Raw genomic sequence first — 16,858 nt, 5'->3', positions numbered from 1 at the left:
GCAGCCATGAGCCAGCGCATCGTCAGTTTCGTCATGAGCGGCGGCGTCGGCTCGCGGTTATGGCCCCTGTCGCGCGAGGACAATCCCAAGCAATTCCACGACCTTTCCGGCGACGGCTCGATGCTGGCCAAGACCTTGCGCCGGCTGGCCGCGCGGCCTGAAGGGCAGACACCGATCTTTCTCATCACATCGGAGCGCCATGCCGAGCGCGTCCATGCCGATCTTGCCGGCATTGATCTCGCCGGCGGCGGGCCGCTGTTCGAGCCCACCGGGCGCAACACCGCCGCTGCCGTGGCGCTTGCCAGCCTGCGCACCCTCTCCGAATTTGGCGACGAGCTTGTTCTCGTGGTGCCCTCCGACCACGAAATCTCCACCGCGCGCCAGTTCTGGCAGAGCGTTGAAGCGGGTGCTGCGGCGGCGAGAGCCGGTCGCCTGGTGGTGTTCGGGATCAAGCCGACGCAGCCCGAAACCGGCTATGGCTATATCGAGGTCGCGGCCGACCGCGACGGCGTGTTCGACGTCTCTCGCTTCGTCGAGAAGCCCGACCTCGCCACCGCGCGGGCTTATCTCGACGCCGGCAGTTTCTACTGGAATACCGGCATTTTCCTGTTTCGCGCCGGCGCCATGCGCGCTGCCTTCGCCGCGTTCGAGCCCAGGATCTGGCAGGCGACGGAAGCCGCGTATCACGCGGCGACCAACGATCTTTCCGGGCTCTACATGCCGCTGGAACTTTACTCGGCGATCCCGTCGACCTCGATCGACTACGCTATCATGGAGCGGGCCAAGGACATCGCCATGGTGGCGGCCGGATTCCGCTGGAACGATCTCGGTTCGTGGCAGTCGCTGCTCGATGTAGGCCCGTCCGACAGCCACGGTAACGTCATCCTCGGCGATGTCGTCGCCATCGATTGCGAGAACTCCTACATCCGCGGCGACGGCCGGCTGCTGTCGGCCATCGGCATGAAGGACGTGGCCATCGTCTCGACGGCAGACGCCACCTTCGTGGCGCCGGTCAGCCACAGCCAGCACGTCAAGAAGATCGTCGAGCAACTGGAGAAATCCGGCCGGCTGGAGACGAGGTTCACGCCGGCGCATGACCGCGTCATCGAGAGCGGCGCCTGGCGGCGCCGCGTTCGGCACTGGCTGTTCGAGGAGACGCTGCCGCTGTGGTCGAGGTCAGGCGTCGATGAGCGCCATGGCGGCTTCCACGAGGCGCTGGGCTTCGACGCCGCGCCGTTGATGAAGCCGAAACGCATGCGCACCCAGGCGCGTCAGATCTATGCCTTCGCCGTCGCCAAGGAGCGCGGCTGGGATGGACCGGCGGATCGGCTGATCGCTCATGGCCTTGACTTCATGGCAGGCCGGGGCCGCACCGACAAAGGCGGCTGGGTGCGCACGCTCAATATCGACGGCTCGGTCGCCGATCCGGTCGAGGATGCCTACGACCATTCCTGCGTGCTGTTGGCGCTGGCGCACGCGCATATGTCGGGTCATCCCGATGCGTTGCGGCTCGCCGAGGAAACCTTTGCTTTCCTCGATGCTCATCTCGAGGACAGCCGCATGACAGGTTTCCTCGAAACCTCCGACGGCGAGGGCGAGCGTCGCTCCAACCCGCACATGCATCTGCTCGAAGCCTTTCTCGCTTGGCACAGAGCCACTGGCGAGCGCGCCTACCTGCGCCGCGCGGCGCGCGTCATAGATCTCTTCCGCAGTCATTTCTTCGATGCCGAAAGCTGGACGCTGGGCGAGTATTTCGACGACGGCTGGAAGCCCGTGGCGGGCGAGAAAGGAACATGGACCGAACCCGGCCACCATTTCGAATGGGCCTCGCTGCTCGTCGATTTCGCCGCCCGCAGCGGCCAGGCCGAACTCACCGGCTTCGCCCGCAAGCTCTATGCCTCGGCTGTCGCCAACGGCCTCAACCGCGCCACCGGCCTTGCCTATGGCGCCGTCTCGCGCCAGGGCCTTCCGCTCGACACGGTCTCGCGCAGCTGGCCGCAGGCCGAGGCGATCAAGGCTGCGATCGCGCTCGACGGCTCGGGTGGGCCGGACCTCAAGCCGGAGATCGAGGCGCGCGTCGGCCACCTGTTCCGCTGGCACATCGACCCGGCGCCGCTCGGCCTCTGGATTGACCGAATCGATGAGCGCGGCCGGTCATTGGCGAGCGACGTGCCAGCCAGCATCTTCTACCATCTGGTTTGCGCGCTGACGCAGTATCTGGACGGGACGGCCGAGAAGGGGTGAGGGGGCAACTGGCGGCAACGCAGAAGCTGCCAATCTCTCACCCTTGCAGAGGAGATTGCTGTCACTGCGGGCTTTTGGCCAATCGCCAAGTCAATACGGGCTCGCCACATCCCCCGTCTCGACATAGACCGCCTTCAGCTGCGAATAGTGCGCCAGCGCCGCCAGCGAGTTCTCGCGGCCGATGCCGGACTGCTTGACGCCGCCGAAGGGCATTTCCACCGGCGTCAGATTGTAGGCGTTGATCCAGCAGGTGCCTGCCTGCAGCTCGGCGATCACCTGATGGGCGCGTGCCAGGTCGCGGGTGAAGACGCCTGCAGCGAGGCCGAATTCGGTATTGTTGGCGCGTTCGATCACCTCGTCCTCGCTGTCGAATTTCAGCACGCTCATCACCGGTCCGAAGATTTCCTCGCGCGCGATACGCATGCCATCGGTCACGCCGGTGAACACGGTGGGTTCGATGAAGAAGCCACCTTCGAAGCCCTGCAGCGACGGCACGTTGCCGCCGCAGGCAAGCGTCGCACCCTCCTCTCTGCCGGCGGCGATGTAGGAAACAACCTTTTCCTGCTGCGCCTTGTTGACCAGCGGCCCCATTTGCGTTTCCGGATCGAGCGGATCGCCGATGCGGATTTTTTTGGTGCGCTCGGTCAGCCGCTCGACGAAGCGGTCATGCAGGCCCTTCTGCACGAAGACGCGCGTGCCGTTGGAGCAGATCTGGCCGGTCGAATAGAAATTGCCGAGCATGGCGCCGCCGATGGCGTTTTCGAGATCGGCATCGTCGAAGACGATCAGCGGCGACTTGCCGCCGAGCTCCATTGTGGCGTGCTTCATTTTCGAACCGGCAAGCGACAGCACCTTGCGGCCGGTCGGCACCGAGCCGGTCACCGAGACCTTGGCCACGACATCATGGCCGACGAGGCCGGCGCCGACATCGCCATAGCCCTGCACGACGTTGAACAGCCCGTCGGGCAGGCCCGCCTCGCTGTAGATCTCGGCCAGCGCTAGTGCCGAGAGCGGCGTGTTCTCCGACGGCTTGAACACCATGGCGTTGCCCATGGCTAAAGCCGGCGCCGACTTCCAGCCGGCGATCTGGATCGGATAGTTCCAGGCGCCGATGCCGACGCACACACCAAGCGGCTCGCGTCTTGTGTAAGCAAACGGTCCGCCGAGATCGATCATCTCGCCGTTGAAGGCCGCCACTGCGCCGGCGAAATATTCGAGGCAATCGGCAGCCGAAGGCGCGTCCGCCACCAGCGTCTCCTGGATCGCCTTGCCGGTGTCCAGCGTCTCGATGCGCGCCAGGTCGGCATTGCGGGCGCGCAGGATATCAGCGGCGCGGCGCAGGACGCGGCCGCGCTCGACCGGCTTCATCCGTGCCCAGGCCGGCTGCGCCGCGCGCGCGGCCTCGATCGCCAACTCCAGCACGTTCGGCGTCGCCGAATGCAGCGTGGCGATGGTCTCGCCCGTCGCCGGATAGATCACCGGCAGTGGCGCGCCGCCTTCGTCCTCGATGTAGCGGCCGTTGACGTAGTGCGATGCCGTTGGCTGGGCGCGCATGGTCTTCTCCGTTCGTAATCGCCGGGGCGGGGGAGGGCGCCCGCCGGATCATGCGCTATCTGTCTGCCACCTGCCAGCGCGGATTGATCCAGGGTTCCTGGTTGGATGGCGCGAGCGGCGTGCGGCCAAGGATGTGGTCGGACGCCTTCTCGCCGGTCATGATCGACGGCGCGTTCAGGTTGCCGTTGGTCACCCGCGGGAAGATCGAGGAATCGGCAACGCGCAGCCCCTCGACGCCGATCACCCGGCATTCCGGATCGACGACGCTGGTCAGGTCGTCGGCGCGGCCCATCCTGCAGGTGCCGCAAGGGTGATAGGCGCTCTCGGCGTGATCGCGGATGAAGGCGTCGAGCTCGTCGTCGGTCCGCACATGGGCGCCCGGCGAAATCTCCTTGCCGCGGAAGCCGTCGAAGGCCTTCTGGCCAAAAATCTCGCGCGTCAGCCGGATGCAGTGGCGGAACTCGCTCCAGTCGTCGGGATGCGACATGTAATTGAAGCGGATCACCGGTTTCGCTTTCGGATCGGGCGAGCGCAGGCTCACCGAGCCGCGCGACTTCGACCGCATCGGCCCGACATGCGCCTGGAAGCCATGCGACTTCGCCGCCGCCTTGCCGTCATAGCGCACCGCTGCTGGGATGAAGTGATACTGGATATCGGGGTAGTCTACACCGGCCTGCGAACGCACGAAGGCCGCCGCCTCGAAATGGTTGGTGGCGCCGAGGCCGGTCTTGAAGAACAGCCACTGCGCGCCGATCATTGCCTTGGAGAACGGGTTGAGCACCGAATTCAGCGTGATCGGTCTGGTCGCTTCCTGCTGGATATAAAGCTCCAGATGGTCCTGCAGATTGCGGCCGACACCCTGCCGGTCGGCAATGACCTCTATGCCGTTTTCCTGCAGATGTGCGCCCGGACCGATGCCGGACAGCATAAGGATCTTCGGCGAATTGATCGACGACGCCGCCACAATCACCTCACGTCGCGCCTTAACGACCTGAATCTGTTTGTGAGCTTCGATCTCGACGCCGACGGCACGTTGATTCTCGATCACCACGCGCCGCGCGAAACCTTTGAGCAGGCTAACATTTTTTCGTTTGAGCGCCGGCTTCAGATAGGCATTGGCCGCGGACCAGCGGCGGCCGCGCCAGATGGTCTGCTCCATCGGCCCGAAGCCTTCCTGCTTCGATCCGTTATAGTCGTCGGTGAGCTCGAAGCCGGCCTGCCGGCCCGCCTCGAGGAAGGCGCCGTAAAGCGGGTTCTTGCGCGTGCCGCGCTGCACATGCAGCGGGCCGCCCTGACCGCGCCAGCCGTCCTCGCCGCCGTCGGAATCCTCCATGCGCTTGAAATAGGGAAGCACGTCGGCGAAGCCCCATCCGGCAGCACCCTGTTCGGCCCAATGGTCGAAGTCGCGCGCATGGCCGCGAACATAGACCATCCCGTTGATGGAGGACGAACCGCCGATCACCTTGCCGCGCGGGGTGGCGAGCACGCGGCCGCCGAGATGCGGCTCCGGCTCGCTGGCGAAGCCCCAGTCGTAAAGGCTCATGTTGAGCGGGATCGACAACGCCGACGGCATCTGGATCAGCGGCCCCATATCGGTGCCGCCGAACTCGATGACGATCACCGAATGCTTGCCGTCTTCCGACAGCCGGTAGGCCATGGCCGAGCCGGCGGAGCCGGATCCGATGATGACGAAATCCGCTTCAAGCATTGTTCATATGCGCCATAAAGTCGGCGAGCGAGACATTGCCGCCGGTAGCCACCACAAGGACGGTTTTGCCCGCCACATCCACCTTGCCGCCGAGCAGCGCGGCAAGCGAGGCCGCGCCCGAAGGCTCCAGCACCAGCTTCAGCCGCTCGAACGCGATCTTCATTGCACCCCTCACCGCGGCATCCTCGACGGTGACGCCGCGAACCCCGGCAGCACTCACCGCCGCGAAGGGCGCCTCGCCTGGCTTGCGCGCCATCAGCCCGTCGCAGATCGATCTCGGCCCGATCGGCATCGTCTCGATCGCGCCATGCGCCAGCGACGAGCCCATGCCGTTGAAGCCTTCCGGCTCGACGGCGATGATCTCGGTGTTCGGCGACAGATAATGGAAGGCGAGCGAAACGCCGCCGATCAGCCCGCCGCCGCCGACCGAGCAGAACACCAGATCGGCGTGGGCTTTCTTCGCCGCCAACTGGTCGAGCGCTTCCAGCCCGGCCCCTGCCTGGCCGGCGACGATCTCGGGATCGTCGAAGGGATGCAGCAAGGTGAGCTGCTCGGTCTCGGCGATCTCGCGCGCCTTGGCGGCGGCGACTTCCTCGCGGGCACGCTCGCCATGATCGGTTAGCACCACGCGCGCGCCATAGCCGGCGGTCGCGTCGCGCTTGGCGGCAGGCGCGTCGATCGGCATGACGATGGTGACGGGAATGCCGAGCGCCTGGCCGGCAGCCGCAAGCCCTTGCGCGAAATTGCCGGAGGAATAGGCGACCACGCCCTTCCTCGCTTCGTCCGGTGACAGCCGCTTAAGGCGCCAATAGGCGCCGCGCACCTTGAAGGACCCCGCCCATTGCAGCGATTCCGGCTTGACGAACACCCGCGCGGCGCCGGCTTCCCGGGCAAGTGCGGCCGAGTCCAACAGCGGCGTGACTTGCGTCGCCGTCGAGGTCACCGCATAGGCCTGCTTCAGGCGGTCGAGGGTGGGAACCAGAACGTCTTCCATCATTCGCCTCGCGGATACCGTTTGCTCTCTTCGAGGTTGTCGAGATTCATGTGATTGCGCATGTAGCGCTCCGAGGCTTTCTGCAGCGGCTGGAAATCCCAGGGGTAATAGGCGCCGTTGCGCAGGGCCGGGTAGACGACCCAGCGGCGCGCCTGGCTTTCGCGCACCGCGGCATCGAATGCGGCCATGTCCCATCGCGCCCGGACCTTTTCCATGAACGCCGCCACCAGGGCAGCGTTCGCCGGCTCGTCAGCGAGGTTGTTCCGTTCGAGCGGGTCGGCCTCCAGGTCGAACAGCTGCGGCGCGTCGAGCTCGCAATGGACGAATTTGTATTTGCCGTCGCGGATCGCGGCCAGCGGCGCATAGGATCCTTCGGCGGCATATTCCATGAGAACGGGTGCGGTGCGCGGCTTGCCGCCGAGCAGCGGCAGCAGCGACTGGCCGTCGGTCCACGGCGCGATTGCAGCGATATCAATGCCGGCGAGGTCACAGAGCGTCGGCGTCACGTCGAGATTGGAGACGGGCGCCTCGATGAGGCCGGCTGGCACGCCGTTGCCGGCGATCATCAGCGGCACGCGCGCCGAGCCCTCGAAGAAGCTCATTTTGAACCACAGGCCGCGCTCGCCCAGCATGTCGCCGTGATCCGAGCAGAACAGGATGATGGTGTCGTCAAGCATGCGGGTGCGCTTGTGGACGTCCAGAAGCTCGCCGAGCTTATCGTCGACATAGGAAATGTTGGCGAAATAGCCGCGCCGGGAACGGCGCACCTGCTCGGGCGTGATTTCGAAGGACTGATAGTCGCTTGCCCGGTAAAGACGCTGCGAATGCGTGTCCTGTTCGTCATGCGGGATGAACGGCATTTCGGGATCGAGCGCCTGGCAGTTCTCGTAAAGATCCCAGTACTGCCTGCGCGCGACATAGGGATCGTGCGGGTGCGATAGCGAAACGGTAAGGCACCAGGGCCGATGTCCCGCATCGTCCTGCTCGCGCGAAAGCTGGTACAGCTTTTGCTCGGCCAGAAACACCACCTCGTCGTCATACTCCATCTGGTTGGTGGTCTCGGCAACGCCGGCGCCGGTGACCGAGCCGAGATTGTGATACCACCAGTCGATGCGCTCGCCGGGCTTGCGGTAATCCGGCGTCCAGCCGAAATCGGCCGGATAGATATCGGTGGTCAGCCGCTCCTCGAAGCCGTGCAACTGGTCCGGTCCGACGAAATGCATCTTGCCGGACAGGCAGGTGTAATAGCCGGCGGAGCGCAGATGATGCGCGAAGGTCGGGATCGAGGAGGAGAATTCGGCGGCGTTGTCATAGACCCCGGTGCGCGACGGCAGCTGGCCGCTCATGAACGAGGCCCGGCCGGGCGCGCAAAGCGGCGAGGCGGTGTAGTTGTTGGCGAAACGCGCCGAGCGAGCGGCGAGCGCCTTGAGATGCGGCACGTGCAGGAAATCCGCCGGGCCGTCGGGGAAGAGCGTGCCGTTGAGCTGATCGACCATGACGATCAGGAAATTGGGTCGTTCGGTGGTCAAGGCAGGCTCCGTCCGCTGAGCTTGGTTTCGAGATAATCTTCGACGAGCGCGATCGCTGTCTGCGCATCGGGCACGCCGTCCTTCAGCGCGCGCCGAATGTAGAGTCCGTCGATCAGCGCCGCCGTCGCTTCCGCAGCGCGGTCCGCTTCGGCCCTCGGCAGAATGCCGGTCAGCCCGCTCATCAGGTTGGAATTGAGCCGCCGCGCATAGATACGAAGCAGCCGCCGCAACTCGGTCGATTTCTGCGCCTCGACATAGAAGGCGAGCCAGGCCGCGATGATCTCCGGCTGGAACTGCTCGTCGGAGAAACTGACCGCAACGACGGCCGAGACGCGCTGGCGCGGTGTCGCGGCGACGCGAAGCGCTCGTCTTGTATCGATGTTGAGCTCGGCAAGGATGTGCCGCATCGTGGCGAAGAGCAGCTCGTCCTTGGCGCCGAAATAGTGATGGGCGAGCGCCGACGACACGCCGGCGCGGCCGGCGATCTCCGACATGGTGACGTCCAGCGAACCGCGCTCGCCGATTGCCGAGATCGTCGCGTCGATCAGCGCCTTGCGGCGCAGCGGTTCCATTCCGATTTTCGGCATGCGAGGGGTCCGGTTCGAAGCGAGATTATTTTTTATTGACGCATCAATCAATAAAAAATCGCCATCGGATCAATCGATCGTATCGCTCTGGCCCCATCCCTTGGACTGGAAAACGGTTCACTATTGAACAATATTGAATGTCATGCCGCGATCGGACGTGCTAGGCTGCGCGGCAGATGGAGGCTGTCATGACCGCATGCATCGTCGGCTGGGCGCATTCGCGTTTCGGCAAGCTCGAAGGCGAGACCCTGGAGAGCTTGATCACCAAGGTCGCCGTGGACGCGCTCGATCATGCCGGCATCGGCCCTGACGATGTCGACGAGATCGTGCTCGGCCATTTCAACGCCGGCTTCTCACCGCAGGATTTCACCGCGAGCCTGGTGCTGCAGGCCGACGACCGGCTGCGCTTCAAGCCGGCGACGCGCGTGGAGAATGCCTGCGCCACCGGTTCGGCTGCGGTGAGACAAGGCGTCCGCGCCATCGATTCCAGCGCCGCCCGCGTCGTATTGGTGGTCGGCGCCGAGCAGATGACCACCACACCTGGGCCCGAGATCGGCAAAAACCTGCTGAAAGCCTCCTATCTGCCCGAGGATGGCGAAACGCCGGCCGGCTTTGCCGGCGTCTTCGGCAAGATCGCTCAGGCCTATTTTCAGCGCTATGGCGACCAGTCGGATGCGCTCGCCATGATTGCCGCCAAGAACCACAAAAACGGCGTCGAAAATCCCTATGCCCAAATGCGCAAGGATTTCGGCTACGAGTTCTGCCGTCAGGAAAGTGAGAAGAACCCCTTCGTCGCCGGTCCGCTGAAGCGCACCGACTGCTCGCTGGTCTCGGATGGCGCTGCGGCGCTCGTCCTCACCGACACCGCGACGGCGCTGAAGATGCGGCGCGCCGTGACCTTCCGCGCCAATGAGCACGTCCAGGATTTCCTGCCGATGTCGAAGCGCGACATCCTTGCCTTCGAGGGCTGCGAGCGGGCCTGGGAACAGGCGCTGAAGAAGGCCGGCGTCACGCTCGACGACCTCTCCTTTGTCGAGACGCATGACTGCTTCACCATCGCCGAGCTTATCGAATACGAGGCGATGGGCCTGGCGAAGCCCGGCGAGGGCGCGAAGCTCGCGCTGGAGGGCGTCACGGCCAAGGACGGCCGGCTGCCGGTCAATCCGTCCGGCGGGCTGAAGGCCAAGGGCCATCCGATCGGCGCCACCGGCGTCTCCATGCATGTGCTCACCGCCATGCAGTTGACCGGCGAGGCCGGCGGTATTCAGGTGCCTGGGGCAAAACTCGGCGGCATCTTCAACATGGGCGGTGCTGCGGTGGCCAACTACGTTTCCATCCTCGATCGGATCAGGTAGAAGCGGCCCGCATCAAAGCGCCGCCGCCGGCGCGCGCGTGCGGGAGGCAGCATGGCAAATCCGGTTCTGGTCGAAGTCACGCGCGGCGCGGTGGTCGAAAGCGCCCATCGGGGCGCGGTTTCTGTCTTCGACGCCGACGGCAAGCCCGTCTGGGAGATCGGCGATACGGCGCGACCGGTGTTTCCGCGCTCGGCGGTGAAGGCGATCCAGGCGCTGCCGCTGCTCGAATCCGGTGCTGCCGACGCCTACGGCTTCGGCGATCGCGAATTGGCGCTGGCCTGCGCCTCGCACTCAGGCGAGCCGGCGCATGTCGAACTGGCGCAAGCAATGCTCGCCAAGGCCGGTCTCGACAAGACGGCGCTCGAATGCGGCGCGCACTGGCCGTCGAGCCACGTTGCGACGATCGCGCTGGCGCGCACCGGCAGCGCGCCCAACCCGCTCCACAACAATTGCTCCGGCAAGCATGCCGGTTTCCTCTGTACCTGCGTTTATTCCGGCATTGCCCATGGCGGCTACGTCAAGGCCGGCCATGCGCTGCAGGAGATGGTGCGCGACGCGATGCAATCGGTGACCGGCGCCGCGCATGATGTCGACCATTGCGGCACCGACGGCTGCTCGATCCCGACCTATGCCGTGCCGCTGAAGAGCTTTGCGCTGGGCTTTGCGCGTATGGCGACGGGCGGGGGCTTTGCGCCCGAACGCGCTAAGGCGGCGAAGCGCCTGCTCTCGGCCTGCATGGCCGAACCGTTCCTGGTGGCCGGCACCGGTAAGGCGGACCTCGCGCTGATGCGGGCGGCCCCCGGCCGCATCTTCGTCAAGACCGGCGCCGAGGGTGTTTATTGCGCGGCCTTGCCCGAGCACGGTCTCGGCATCGCCTTGAAATGCGATGACGGCGCCAGCCGCGCCTCCGAGGTGATGATCGCCGCCGTGCTGGCCAAGCTGCTGCGCAGCGACGAAGCGCTCGCGGCAAAGCTTGCCGAACTCGCCCATCCGCCGGTCGAAAGCCGTATCGGCGCCAAGGTGGGCTTGCTGCGGCCGACGGCGGCGCTGGCCTAACTGACCTTGTTCCGCTCGACGGTCAGATGCGCGTAGCCGGTAAAGGTTGATCTTGCCAGATCGCCCGTCACCGGATTGGCCCAGCGCTGGCCGATGATGGCGCCGTTCTGCGCGGCGTCGATGATATTGTCCGAAATGACGGCGCTGCCGGAACCCTCGACGACGCTGACGACGATGCCCGTGCCGGACTTGCGGATGATGTTGCCCGTTGCAACCACGTTGCGCAGATAAGGTCCCCAGCCGAGCTGCATGCCGTAGAGGGGCGCGTTCTCCACGACATTGCCGCAGACGGAGGTCTCGGCCTCGGCGCTGATGCCGACGCCGAAGCCCGGCGGGTCGGCGGTGTAGGGGCCGACCGTCGAGAGGTTGCGCACGATATTGTTCGAGCACACGGCGATGCGGCCGCCTTCGTTGAAGTTTACGATCGAGATGCCGTTGGCGGCACCGTCGACCAGATTGTTGCTGAGGATCGCGCCCTCGAAGGAGAATTCCGAATAAATCCCCGTCTCGCCCGAGCGCGAGCAGGTGTTGCCGGTGATCTGCAAATTGCTGGAGCTGTTGGCGCGGATCGCCGAGAAGGCGCAGTCCGACACGACGTTGGCGGAGATAATGACATTGCCGGCGCGGAAGGCGTTGATACCGTTGCCGTTCTGGCCGGTGCCGCCGCTCCTCGCGCCGATGCGCTGAACGCGGTTGCCGCTGACGATGGTGCCGTCCTCCGCCTGCTGCCAGCGATGCACCAGAATGCCGCCATTGGCGCAATCTGAGACGGTATTGCCCGAGATCTCCAGCCCGCCGGCCTCGACCGAATAGATGCCGGCGTCTGCCGCGCCCGAAACATCGCAGCGCCCGATGCGGCCTGAAACATGTTCCAGCGCCAGCCCGTTCTTGCCGCTGCCTGTGACCTGGCAATTGTCGATGGCGAGATGCGCGACGCGGCGCAGATCGAGCAGCCCTTGCGTATAGTCGGCCAGCCAGCGGTTGCTGCCGTCCAGCACCAGCCCGCTGAGCTCGATATGTTCGGCCTGGTCGGCCATCATCAGGTGGCCGTTGCCGCCATAGACGATGCGGGTCGCGCCCGGGACGCCCGAAAGGCGCACGCGGGCAGGCAGCTTCAGGTTGGAGACAAGATAGGTCCCGGGCGGCAGAAACACCGGCGCATCGCGGTCGCTGGCGTCGCCGAGCATCTTGGCGAAGGCCTTGCTCTGGTCGTCCAGCGCGCCCGGCTGCAAGCCGATTTCGATTGCATTGATCGAGCCGCGCATCGTGGCCTTCTCGATGCCGGGCAGCATCTTCGCCGATGCCTTGCCGGCAAAGAGGCCGGCAGCGGCGAGGCCGGTGGTGCGGGCAAGCAGCGTTCGTCTGTTCAACATCGGCACAGGTCCTGGCGTTTCAACCGCTCCGTCGCAGGAATCGTGCCAAGGCCAGCTCGCAGGCAAACCGCTTGTGCAGTTGCCTGACCAAGCTTAAGTTCATGTTATGAGTAGAGCTTTCACCCGCGAGGAAGACAGCGAAAACGCCATTGCCGGTGTCGGCGAACGGCCGATCAGTCCGCACCGCAATTTGGTAACGGAGCGGGGACTCGCGATGATCGAAGAGAATCTCTCCGAATTGCGAGATCAAATGGCCAAGGCCGAAAGACGCGGCGATCGCGAGCGCCTCGCAATAGTGTCCCGCGACCTGCGCTACTGGACCGCGCGGCGCGAGAGCGCGGAGCTTTCGGTGCCGGAGTCCGGCAGCAATGTGGTCCGCTTCGGCATGGGCGTCACATTGGAAAACGGCGACGGCAAGAAGGTCCATTGGCGCATCGTCGGCGAGGACGAGGCCAACCCGTCGAAAGGCAGCATCTCCCATGTCTCGCCGATGGCGATGGCCCTGTTCGGCAAGAAGGTCGGCGAGGTCGTTGCCGTCAACGGCAAGGAGTGGGAGATCGTCAAGCTGTCGGACAAGGCCGAGAACTAGACCTTGAGCTTGACTGTACAGTCGCGGAAAAACGCCGCGGCTCCGATCTCATTTCACCTGCCGCGACATCCATCACGAATTCGTAGATCGTGCCGTTATCAGCTGTAAGGTGGTAGCCGTTGATGCAGCACCGGCAGCGACCATCGCCGTACGCTTGTTCCCGTCCACAAAGGCACGGTTCCTGGCGATGCCGAAGATGTAGGCTATCCAACCGCCAGCAATCGATCCATCAGCCTGTCCGCCGCTTGCGGGATGACGGTGCCCGGCGGGAAGATTTCGGCCGCTCCCGCCTTCAGCACCGCATCGTAGTCCTGTGGCGGGATGACGCCGCCGGCGACGATCAGGATGTCGCCATGGCCGAGCTTCCTCAGCGCCTCCTTGAGCTCGGGGATCAGCGTCAGATGTCCGGCCGCGAGCGAGGACGCGCCGATGATGTCGACATCATGCTGCACCGCCAGCTTTGCGATCTCCTCCGGCGTCTGGAACATCGGTCCGACGGTGACCTCGAAGCCGAGATCGGCAAAGGCGCTGGCGATCACCTTCTGGCCGCGATCATGGCCGTCCTGGCCCATCTTGGCGACCAGGATGCGCGGCTTTGCACCGAACTTCTTCTCGAAGGCTTCGAGCTTTTCCTTGAGCCGATCGACCGCCGGATTGTCGCCGAGCGCGTCGCGATAGACGCCGGAGATGGTCTGCACGGTGGCTGCATGGCGCCCGAACACCTTCTCCAGCGCCAGCGAGATCTCGCCGACGGTCGCATTGGCCCGCGCCGCGCGGATCGCGAATTCGAGCAGGTTCTCGCCGCTTTCAGCCGCGCGGGTGAGGGCGGTTAGCGCATCCTCCAGGGCCGCGACGTCGCGCGTGCCTTTGAGCCGCTGCAGCTTCGCCAATTGCCGGGCCTTGACCTCGGCATTATCGATCTTCAGCACATCGACCTCGATATCGGCTTCCGGGCGATGCGCATTGACGCCGACCAGCACCTGCTCGCCGGAATCGATGCGTGCCTGGGTGCGCGCCGCCGCTTCCTCGATGCGCAGCTTCGGAATGCCTTTCTCGATCGCCGCCGCCATGCCGCCGAGGTTTTCGACCTCCTCGATATGAGCCAGCGCGCGGGCCGCCAGATCATGCGTCAGCCGCTCGACATAGGCCGAGCCGCCCCACGGGTCGATCATGCGCGTGGTGCCGGATTCCTTTTGCAGGATGAGCTGCGTGTTGCGGGCAATGCGGGCCGAATGGTCGGTCGGCAGCGCCATCGCCTCGTCGAAGGAATTGGTGTGCAGCGACTGGGTATGTCCCTGCGTTGCCGCCATCGCCTCGATCATCGTGCGGGTGATGTTGTTGTAGGGATCCTGCGCCGTCAGCGACCAGCCCGACGTCTGGCAATGGGTGCGCAGCGACAGCGAGCGCTCGTCCTTCGGCGCAAAATTCTTCTTCATCAGGCTCGACCAGAGCAGCCGCGCGGCCCTGAGCTTGGCGACCTCCATGAAGAAGTTCATGCCGATCGCCCAGAAGAAGGAAAGGCGCGGCGCGAACCGGTCGATGTCGAGACCCGCGGCGACGCCGGCGCGCGCATATTCGATGCCGTCGGCGATCGTGTAGGCGAGCTCGAGGTCGGCCGTCGCGCCCGCCTCCTGCATATGATAGCCGGAGATCGAGATCGAATTGAATTTCGGCATGTGCCGCGAGGTATAGGCGAAGATGTCCGACACGATCCGCATCGAAGGCTTCGGCGGATAGATGTAGGTGTTGCGGACCATGAACTCCTTCAGAATGTCGTTCTGAATGGTCCCGGCAAGGTCCTTCTGCGCGACACCCTGTTCCTCCGCCGCCACGATATAGAGCGCCATGATCGGCAGCACGGCGCCGTTCATGGTCATCGACACCGTCATCTCGTTCAGCGGAATGCCGTCGAACAGCTGGCGCATGTCGAGGATGGAATCGATCGCCACGCCCGCCATGCCGACATCGCCGGCGACGCGCGGATGGTCGCTGTCATAGCCGCGATGGGTGGCGAGGTCGAAGGCGACCGACAGGCCCTTCTGGCCGGCAGCGAGGTTGCGCCGGTAGAAAGCGTTGGATTCCTCCGCCGTCGAGAAGCCGGCATATTGCCGGATCGTCCAGGGCTGCTGGACATACATGGTCGGGTAGGGGCCGCGCACGAAGGGCGGCAGGCCCGGATAGCTGTCGAGATTAGCCAGGCCCTTGAGGTCGCCCTGCGCGTAGAGGTGTTTCACGGCGATGCCTTCCGGCGTCATCCGCTGGCCCTTGAGCTCGAGCGGCGCGCGGCGCGGCGCCGACCAGCCGATCTGGCTGAAATCCGGGATCATGAGCCGGCTCCGATCGACTGATCGATGCGAACTGGAAACAGCGGCTCGCAGGTCGCCACGCCCTCTGTCAGCGCGGGCCGGCGTTCGGCTTTCAATGTCTCGACGGGGCGCTCGCTGCCGGTGCGGAACAAGGTGGTGCCGATGATGCCGCGTTCGCCGGCCCGATAGACGGCATTGCGCTTCGCGGCGGCCGTCTGCACACGGTTCTGGATATAGCCCTGCTGCAGGCTGTTGAGCACGCCGCCCTCGGCCTCGATGCGCTGGAATTCTTCCCAGGCCGCCGCGCAAAGACCGTCGGTCAGCGCCTCGACCGCTCCGGAGCCGCTGGCCGGATCGGCCACGTGATGGAGATGGCTCTCATGCGCCAGGATCAGCTGCGCGTTGCGGGCGACGCGGCGCGCAAAACCGGCCGGCAGTCCATGCGCGATGGTATGCGGCAGGATCGAGACGGAATCAGCGCCGCCGGTCGCCGCGGCAAAAGCGGCAATCGCGGTGCGCAGGATGTTGGTTTCCGGATCCGCCATCGCCATCATGCGATAGGAGGTCTCGGCGTGGACGTTCGCCGTCGAGGCCGGGATCGAGCAGGCTTCCTGGATCCGCGCCCAGAGCTTGCGCAACGCCCGCACCTTGGCCATCGACAGGAACTGGTCCTGGTCGACGCTGAGGGCAAAGCCGATATAGGGCGCGGCATAGACCAGCGGCTGGCGCGCCTTCTCGAACATCCTGAGATAGGACACGGCGGAAGCCATCATCGTGCCGAGCTCCTGCGCTTCGGTGGCGCCGGCATTGTGGAAGACGCGGCCGTCCGCTTCGAGCAGCACGCCGGGCACGCCCATCGAGAAGAAATGCGCCAGCGATTGCGGCATTGACTCCTGCAGCGCCTCGATCGAGGTGCGCAGCCGTCCGGTGCCGGCGAAGATCGCCGCCGGGTCGATGCCGAAGGAAAGGTTGAGCTTCGCCGGATCGGAGCGGCGCCGGGTCAGGAAGGCGAGCAGCCAATCCGCCACGGCGCGGCTCCACGGATGCGCATCGATGCGCACCTGGACCCGGTTGAGCGGCACGCCGTCGAGCACCGTTTCCAGCGCCTCCGCGGTTCTCGGCAGCCCGTAGCCGAACGCATTCGGCGCACCCTCGAAAACCAGCGACAGGCCGGTCGCGCCCTCGGCGATGTCCTGCAGCGCCTGGGCGCTGGCGCGGGCGAGATCGGGATCGTCGATGCGCTGGCTGACGATCCATGGCGACTTCGGATTGGTGCGCACCAGCGGCTCGGCTGTCGTCGAACGCTCGCTGAGCGGCTCGATGCGGATGCCGTCATCCGTGTGCGAAACAAGCTTCTCTTCGAAAGCGCCGCCGGCAAGCGCTTTTTCCGCCAGCGCCAGCCAGCGCCTGGCGTCCGGGTTGGGAAGGTCGACATCCCTAGTCAAGGCGCCGGCGCCCATCGCACTCCTCGTCTCTCGGCCGCATCAGCCACCAGTCTATGGTCCCCCGCCGCATATCACAATGCGACATCCGTCGCGGTTGTTCCGGCAGCCGCTAACCGAT

The 16,858-nt window shown here is 65.3% G+C and carries 13 protein-coding genes; 4 read left to right on the top strand and 9 right to left on the bottom strand.

Going from position 1 to position 16,858, the window contains the following annotated elements; genetic code table 11:
- Window positions 1-6 precede the first annotated feature (6 nt).
- Window positions 7-2,244, top strand: coding sequence for an AGE family epimerase/isomerase (locus tag CK215_RS05850; protein WP_095830377.1), 2,238 nt, complete (start codon window positions 7-9; stop codon window positions 2,242-2,244).
- A 90-nt stretch (window positions 2,245-2,334) separates the two neighbouring features.
- Here CK215_RS05850 and betB read toward each other — a convergent pair whose 3' ends face one another.
- From betB to betI, 5 genes are read right to left on the bottom strand one after another with little or no spacing between them, the layout of a single operon-like run.
- Entirely contained in the window at window positions 2,335-3,798 is a 1,464-nt protein-coding gene (betB, locus tag CK215_RS05845) for a betaine-aldehyde dehydrogenase (RefSeq protein WP_095830376.1), read from the bottom strand.
- A gap of 55 nt (window positions 3,799-3,853) precedes the next feature.
- A complete protein-coding gene (gene betA / locus CK215_RS05840) occupies window positions 3,854-5,506 on the bottom strand; it encodes a choline dehydrogenase (RefSeq protein WP_095830375.1) in 1,653 nt (550 codons plus the stop codon).
- Window positions 5,499-6,503, bottom strand: a complete 1,005-nt coding sequence (locus CK215_RS05835; RefSeq protein ID WP_170950232.1) for a threonine/serine dehydratase — start codon at window positions 6,501-6,503, stop codon at window positions 5,499-5,501. The genes betA and CK215_RS05835 overlap by 8 nt, the downstream gene beginning before the upstream one ends.
- Window positions 6,500-8,029, bottom strand: coding sequence for a choline-sulfatase (gene betC, locus CK215_RS05830; RefSeq protein ID WP_095830373.1), 1,530 nt, complete (start codon window positions 8,027-8,029; stop codon window positions 6,500-6,502). Before betC ends, CK215_RS05835 begins: the two co-directional genes overlap by 4 nt.
- On the bottom strand, window positions 8,026-8,616 hold the full coding sequence (gene betI, locus CK215_RS05825; RefSeq protein ID WP_067320854.1) for a transcriptional regulator BetI: 591 nt from the start codon (window positions 8,614-8,616) through the stop codon (window positions 8,026-8,028). The genes betC and betI overlap by 4 nt, the downstream gene beginning before the upstream one ends.
- 188 nt (window positions 8,617-8,804) lie before the next feature.
- Here betI and CK215_RS05820 point away from each other — a divergent pair, with 188 nt between their 5' ends.
- Both CK215_RS05820 and CK215_RS05815 read left to right on the top strand, forming a co-directional pair.
- On the top strand, window positions 8,805-9,971 hold the full coding sequence (locus CK215_RS05820) for an acetyl-CoA acetyltransferase (protein ID WP_095830591.1): 1,167 nt from the start codon (window positions 8,805-8,807) through the stop codon (window positions 9,969-9,971).
- Window positions 9,972-10,022: 51 nt separating this feature from the next.
- Complete coding sequence (locus CK215_RS05815) at window positions 10,023-11,027, top strand: asparaginase (protein ID WP_095830372.1); 1,005 nt, start codon at window positions 10,023-10,025, stop codon at window positions 11,025-11,027.
- Here the strand turns inward: CK215_RS05815 and CK215_RS05810 are convergent.
- Window positions 11,024-12,400, bottom strand: a complete 1,377-nt coding sequence (locus tag CK215_RS05810; RefSeq protein ID WP_095830590.1) for a TIGR03808 family TAT-translocated repetitive protein — start codon at window positions 12,398-12,400, stop codon at window positions 11,024-11,026. The two genes, CK215_RS05815 and CK215_RS05810, sit on opposite strands and share 4 nt — an antisense overlap.
- A gap of 106 nt (window positions 12,401-12,506) precedes the next feature.
- Here CK215_RS05810 and greA point away from each other — a divergent pair, with 106 nt between their 5' ends.
- A complete protein-coding gene (greA, locus tag CK215_RS05805; protein WP_066997710.1) occupies window positions 12,507-12,989 on the top strand; it encodes a transcription elongation factor GreA in 483 nt (160 codons plus the stop codon).
- A 72-nt stretch (window positions 12,990-13,061) separates the two neighbouring features.
- Here the strand turns inward: greA and CK215_RS32390 are convergent, their stop codons facing one another.
- Genes CK215_RS32390 through CK215_RS05790 form a run of 3 tightly spaced genes read right to left on the bottom strand, consistent with a single transcriptional unit; the run spans window position 13,062 to window position 16,755 of the window.
- Window positions 13,062-13,178 (bottom strand): hypothetical protein, encoded by a 117-nt coding sequence (locus CK215_RS32390; RefSeq protein WP_348626996.1) that lies wholly within the window; start codon window positions 13,176-13,178, stop codon window positions 13,062-13,064.
- Window positions 13,179-13,192: 14 nt separating this feature from the next.
- Window positions 13,193-15,316: a methylmalonyl-CoA mutase gene (scpA, locus tag CK215_RS05795; RefSeq protein ID WP_095830371.1), complete on the bottom strand. Its 2,124-nt coding sequence runs from the start codon at window positions 15,314-15,316 to the stop codon at window positions 13,193-13,195.
- Entirely contained in the window at window positions 15,313-16,755 is a 1,443-nt protein-coding gene (locus CK215_RS05790) for a methylmalonyl-CoA mutase family protein (protein WP_095827171.1), read from the bottom strand. The genes scpA and CK215_RS05790 overlap by 4 nt, the downstream gene beginning before the upstream one ends.
- Window positions 16,756-16,858 lie beyond the last annotated feature (103 nt).

This window comes from Mesorhizobium sp. WSM3864 (assembly GCF_002294955.1).
GTDB lineage: Bacteria > Pseudomonadota > Alphaproteobacteria > Rhizobiales > Rhizobiaceae > Mesorhizobium.
Note: the sequence above shows the minus strand (reverse complement) of the source record. Positions and strands in the feature narration are given on the sequence as shown.

Coding starts and splice junctions, on each gene's coding strand:
- CK215_RS05835 (WP_170950232.1), bottom strand. CDS start 6,503: ATGATGGAAGACGTTCTGGTTCCCACCCTCGACCGCCTGAAGCAGGCC.
- betI (WP_067320854.1), bottom strand. CDS start 8,616: ATGCCGAAAATCGGAATGGAACCGCTGCGCCGCAAGGCGCTGATCGAC.
- scpA (WP_095830371.1), bottom strand. CDS start 15,316: ATGATCCCGGATTTCAGCCAGATCGGCTGGTCGGCGCCGCGCCGCGCG.
- betB (WP_095830376.1), bottom strand. CDS start 3,798: ATGCGCGCCCAGCCAACGGCATCGCACTACGTCAACGGCCGCTACATC.
- CK215_RS05790 (WP_095827171.1), bottom strand. CDS start 16,755: ATGGGCGCCGGCGCCTTGACTAGGGATGTCGACCTTCCCAACCCGGAC.
- CK215_RS05850 (WP_095830377.1), top strand. CDS start 7: ATGAGCCAGCGCATCGTCAGTTTCGTCATGAGCGGCGGCGTCGGCTCG.
- CK215_RS05820 (WP_095830591.1), top strand. CDS start 8,805: ATGACCGCATGCATCGTCGGCTGGGCGCATTCGCGTTTCGGCAAGCTC.
- CK215_RS05815 (WP_095830372.1), top strand. CDS start 10,023: ATGGCAAATCCGGTTCTGGTCGAAGTCACGCGCGGCGCGGTGGTCGAA.
- betA (WP_095830375.1), bottom strand. CDS start 5,506: ATGCTTGAAGCGGATTTCGTCATCATCGGATCCGGCTCCGCCGGCTCG.
- greA (WP_066997710.1), top strand. CDS start 12,507: ATGAGTAGAGCTTTCACCCGCGAGGAAGACAGCGAAAACGCCATTGCC.
- CK215_RS05810 (WP_095830590.1), bottom strand. CDS start 12,400: ATGTTGAACAGACGAACGCTGCTTGCCCGCACCACCGGCCTCGCCGCT.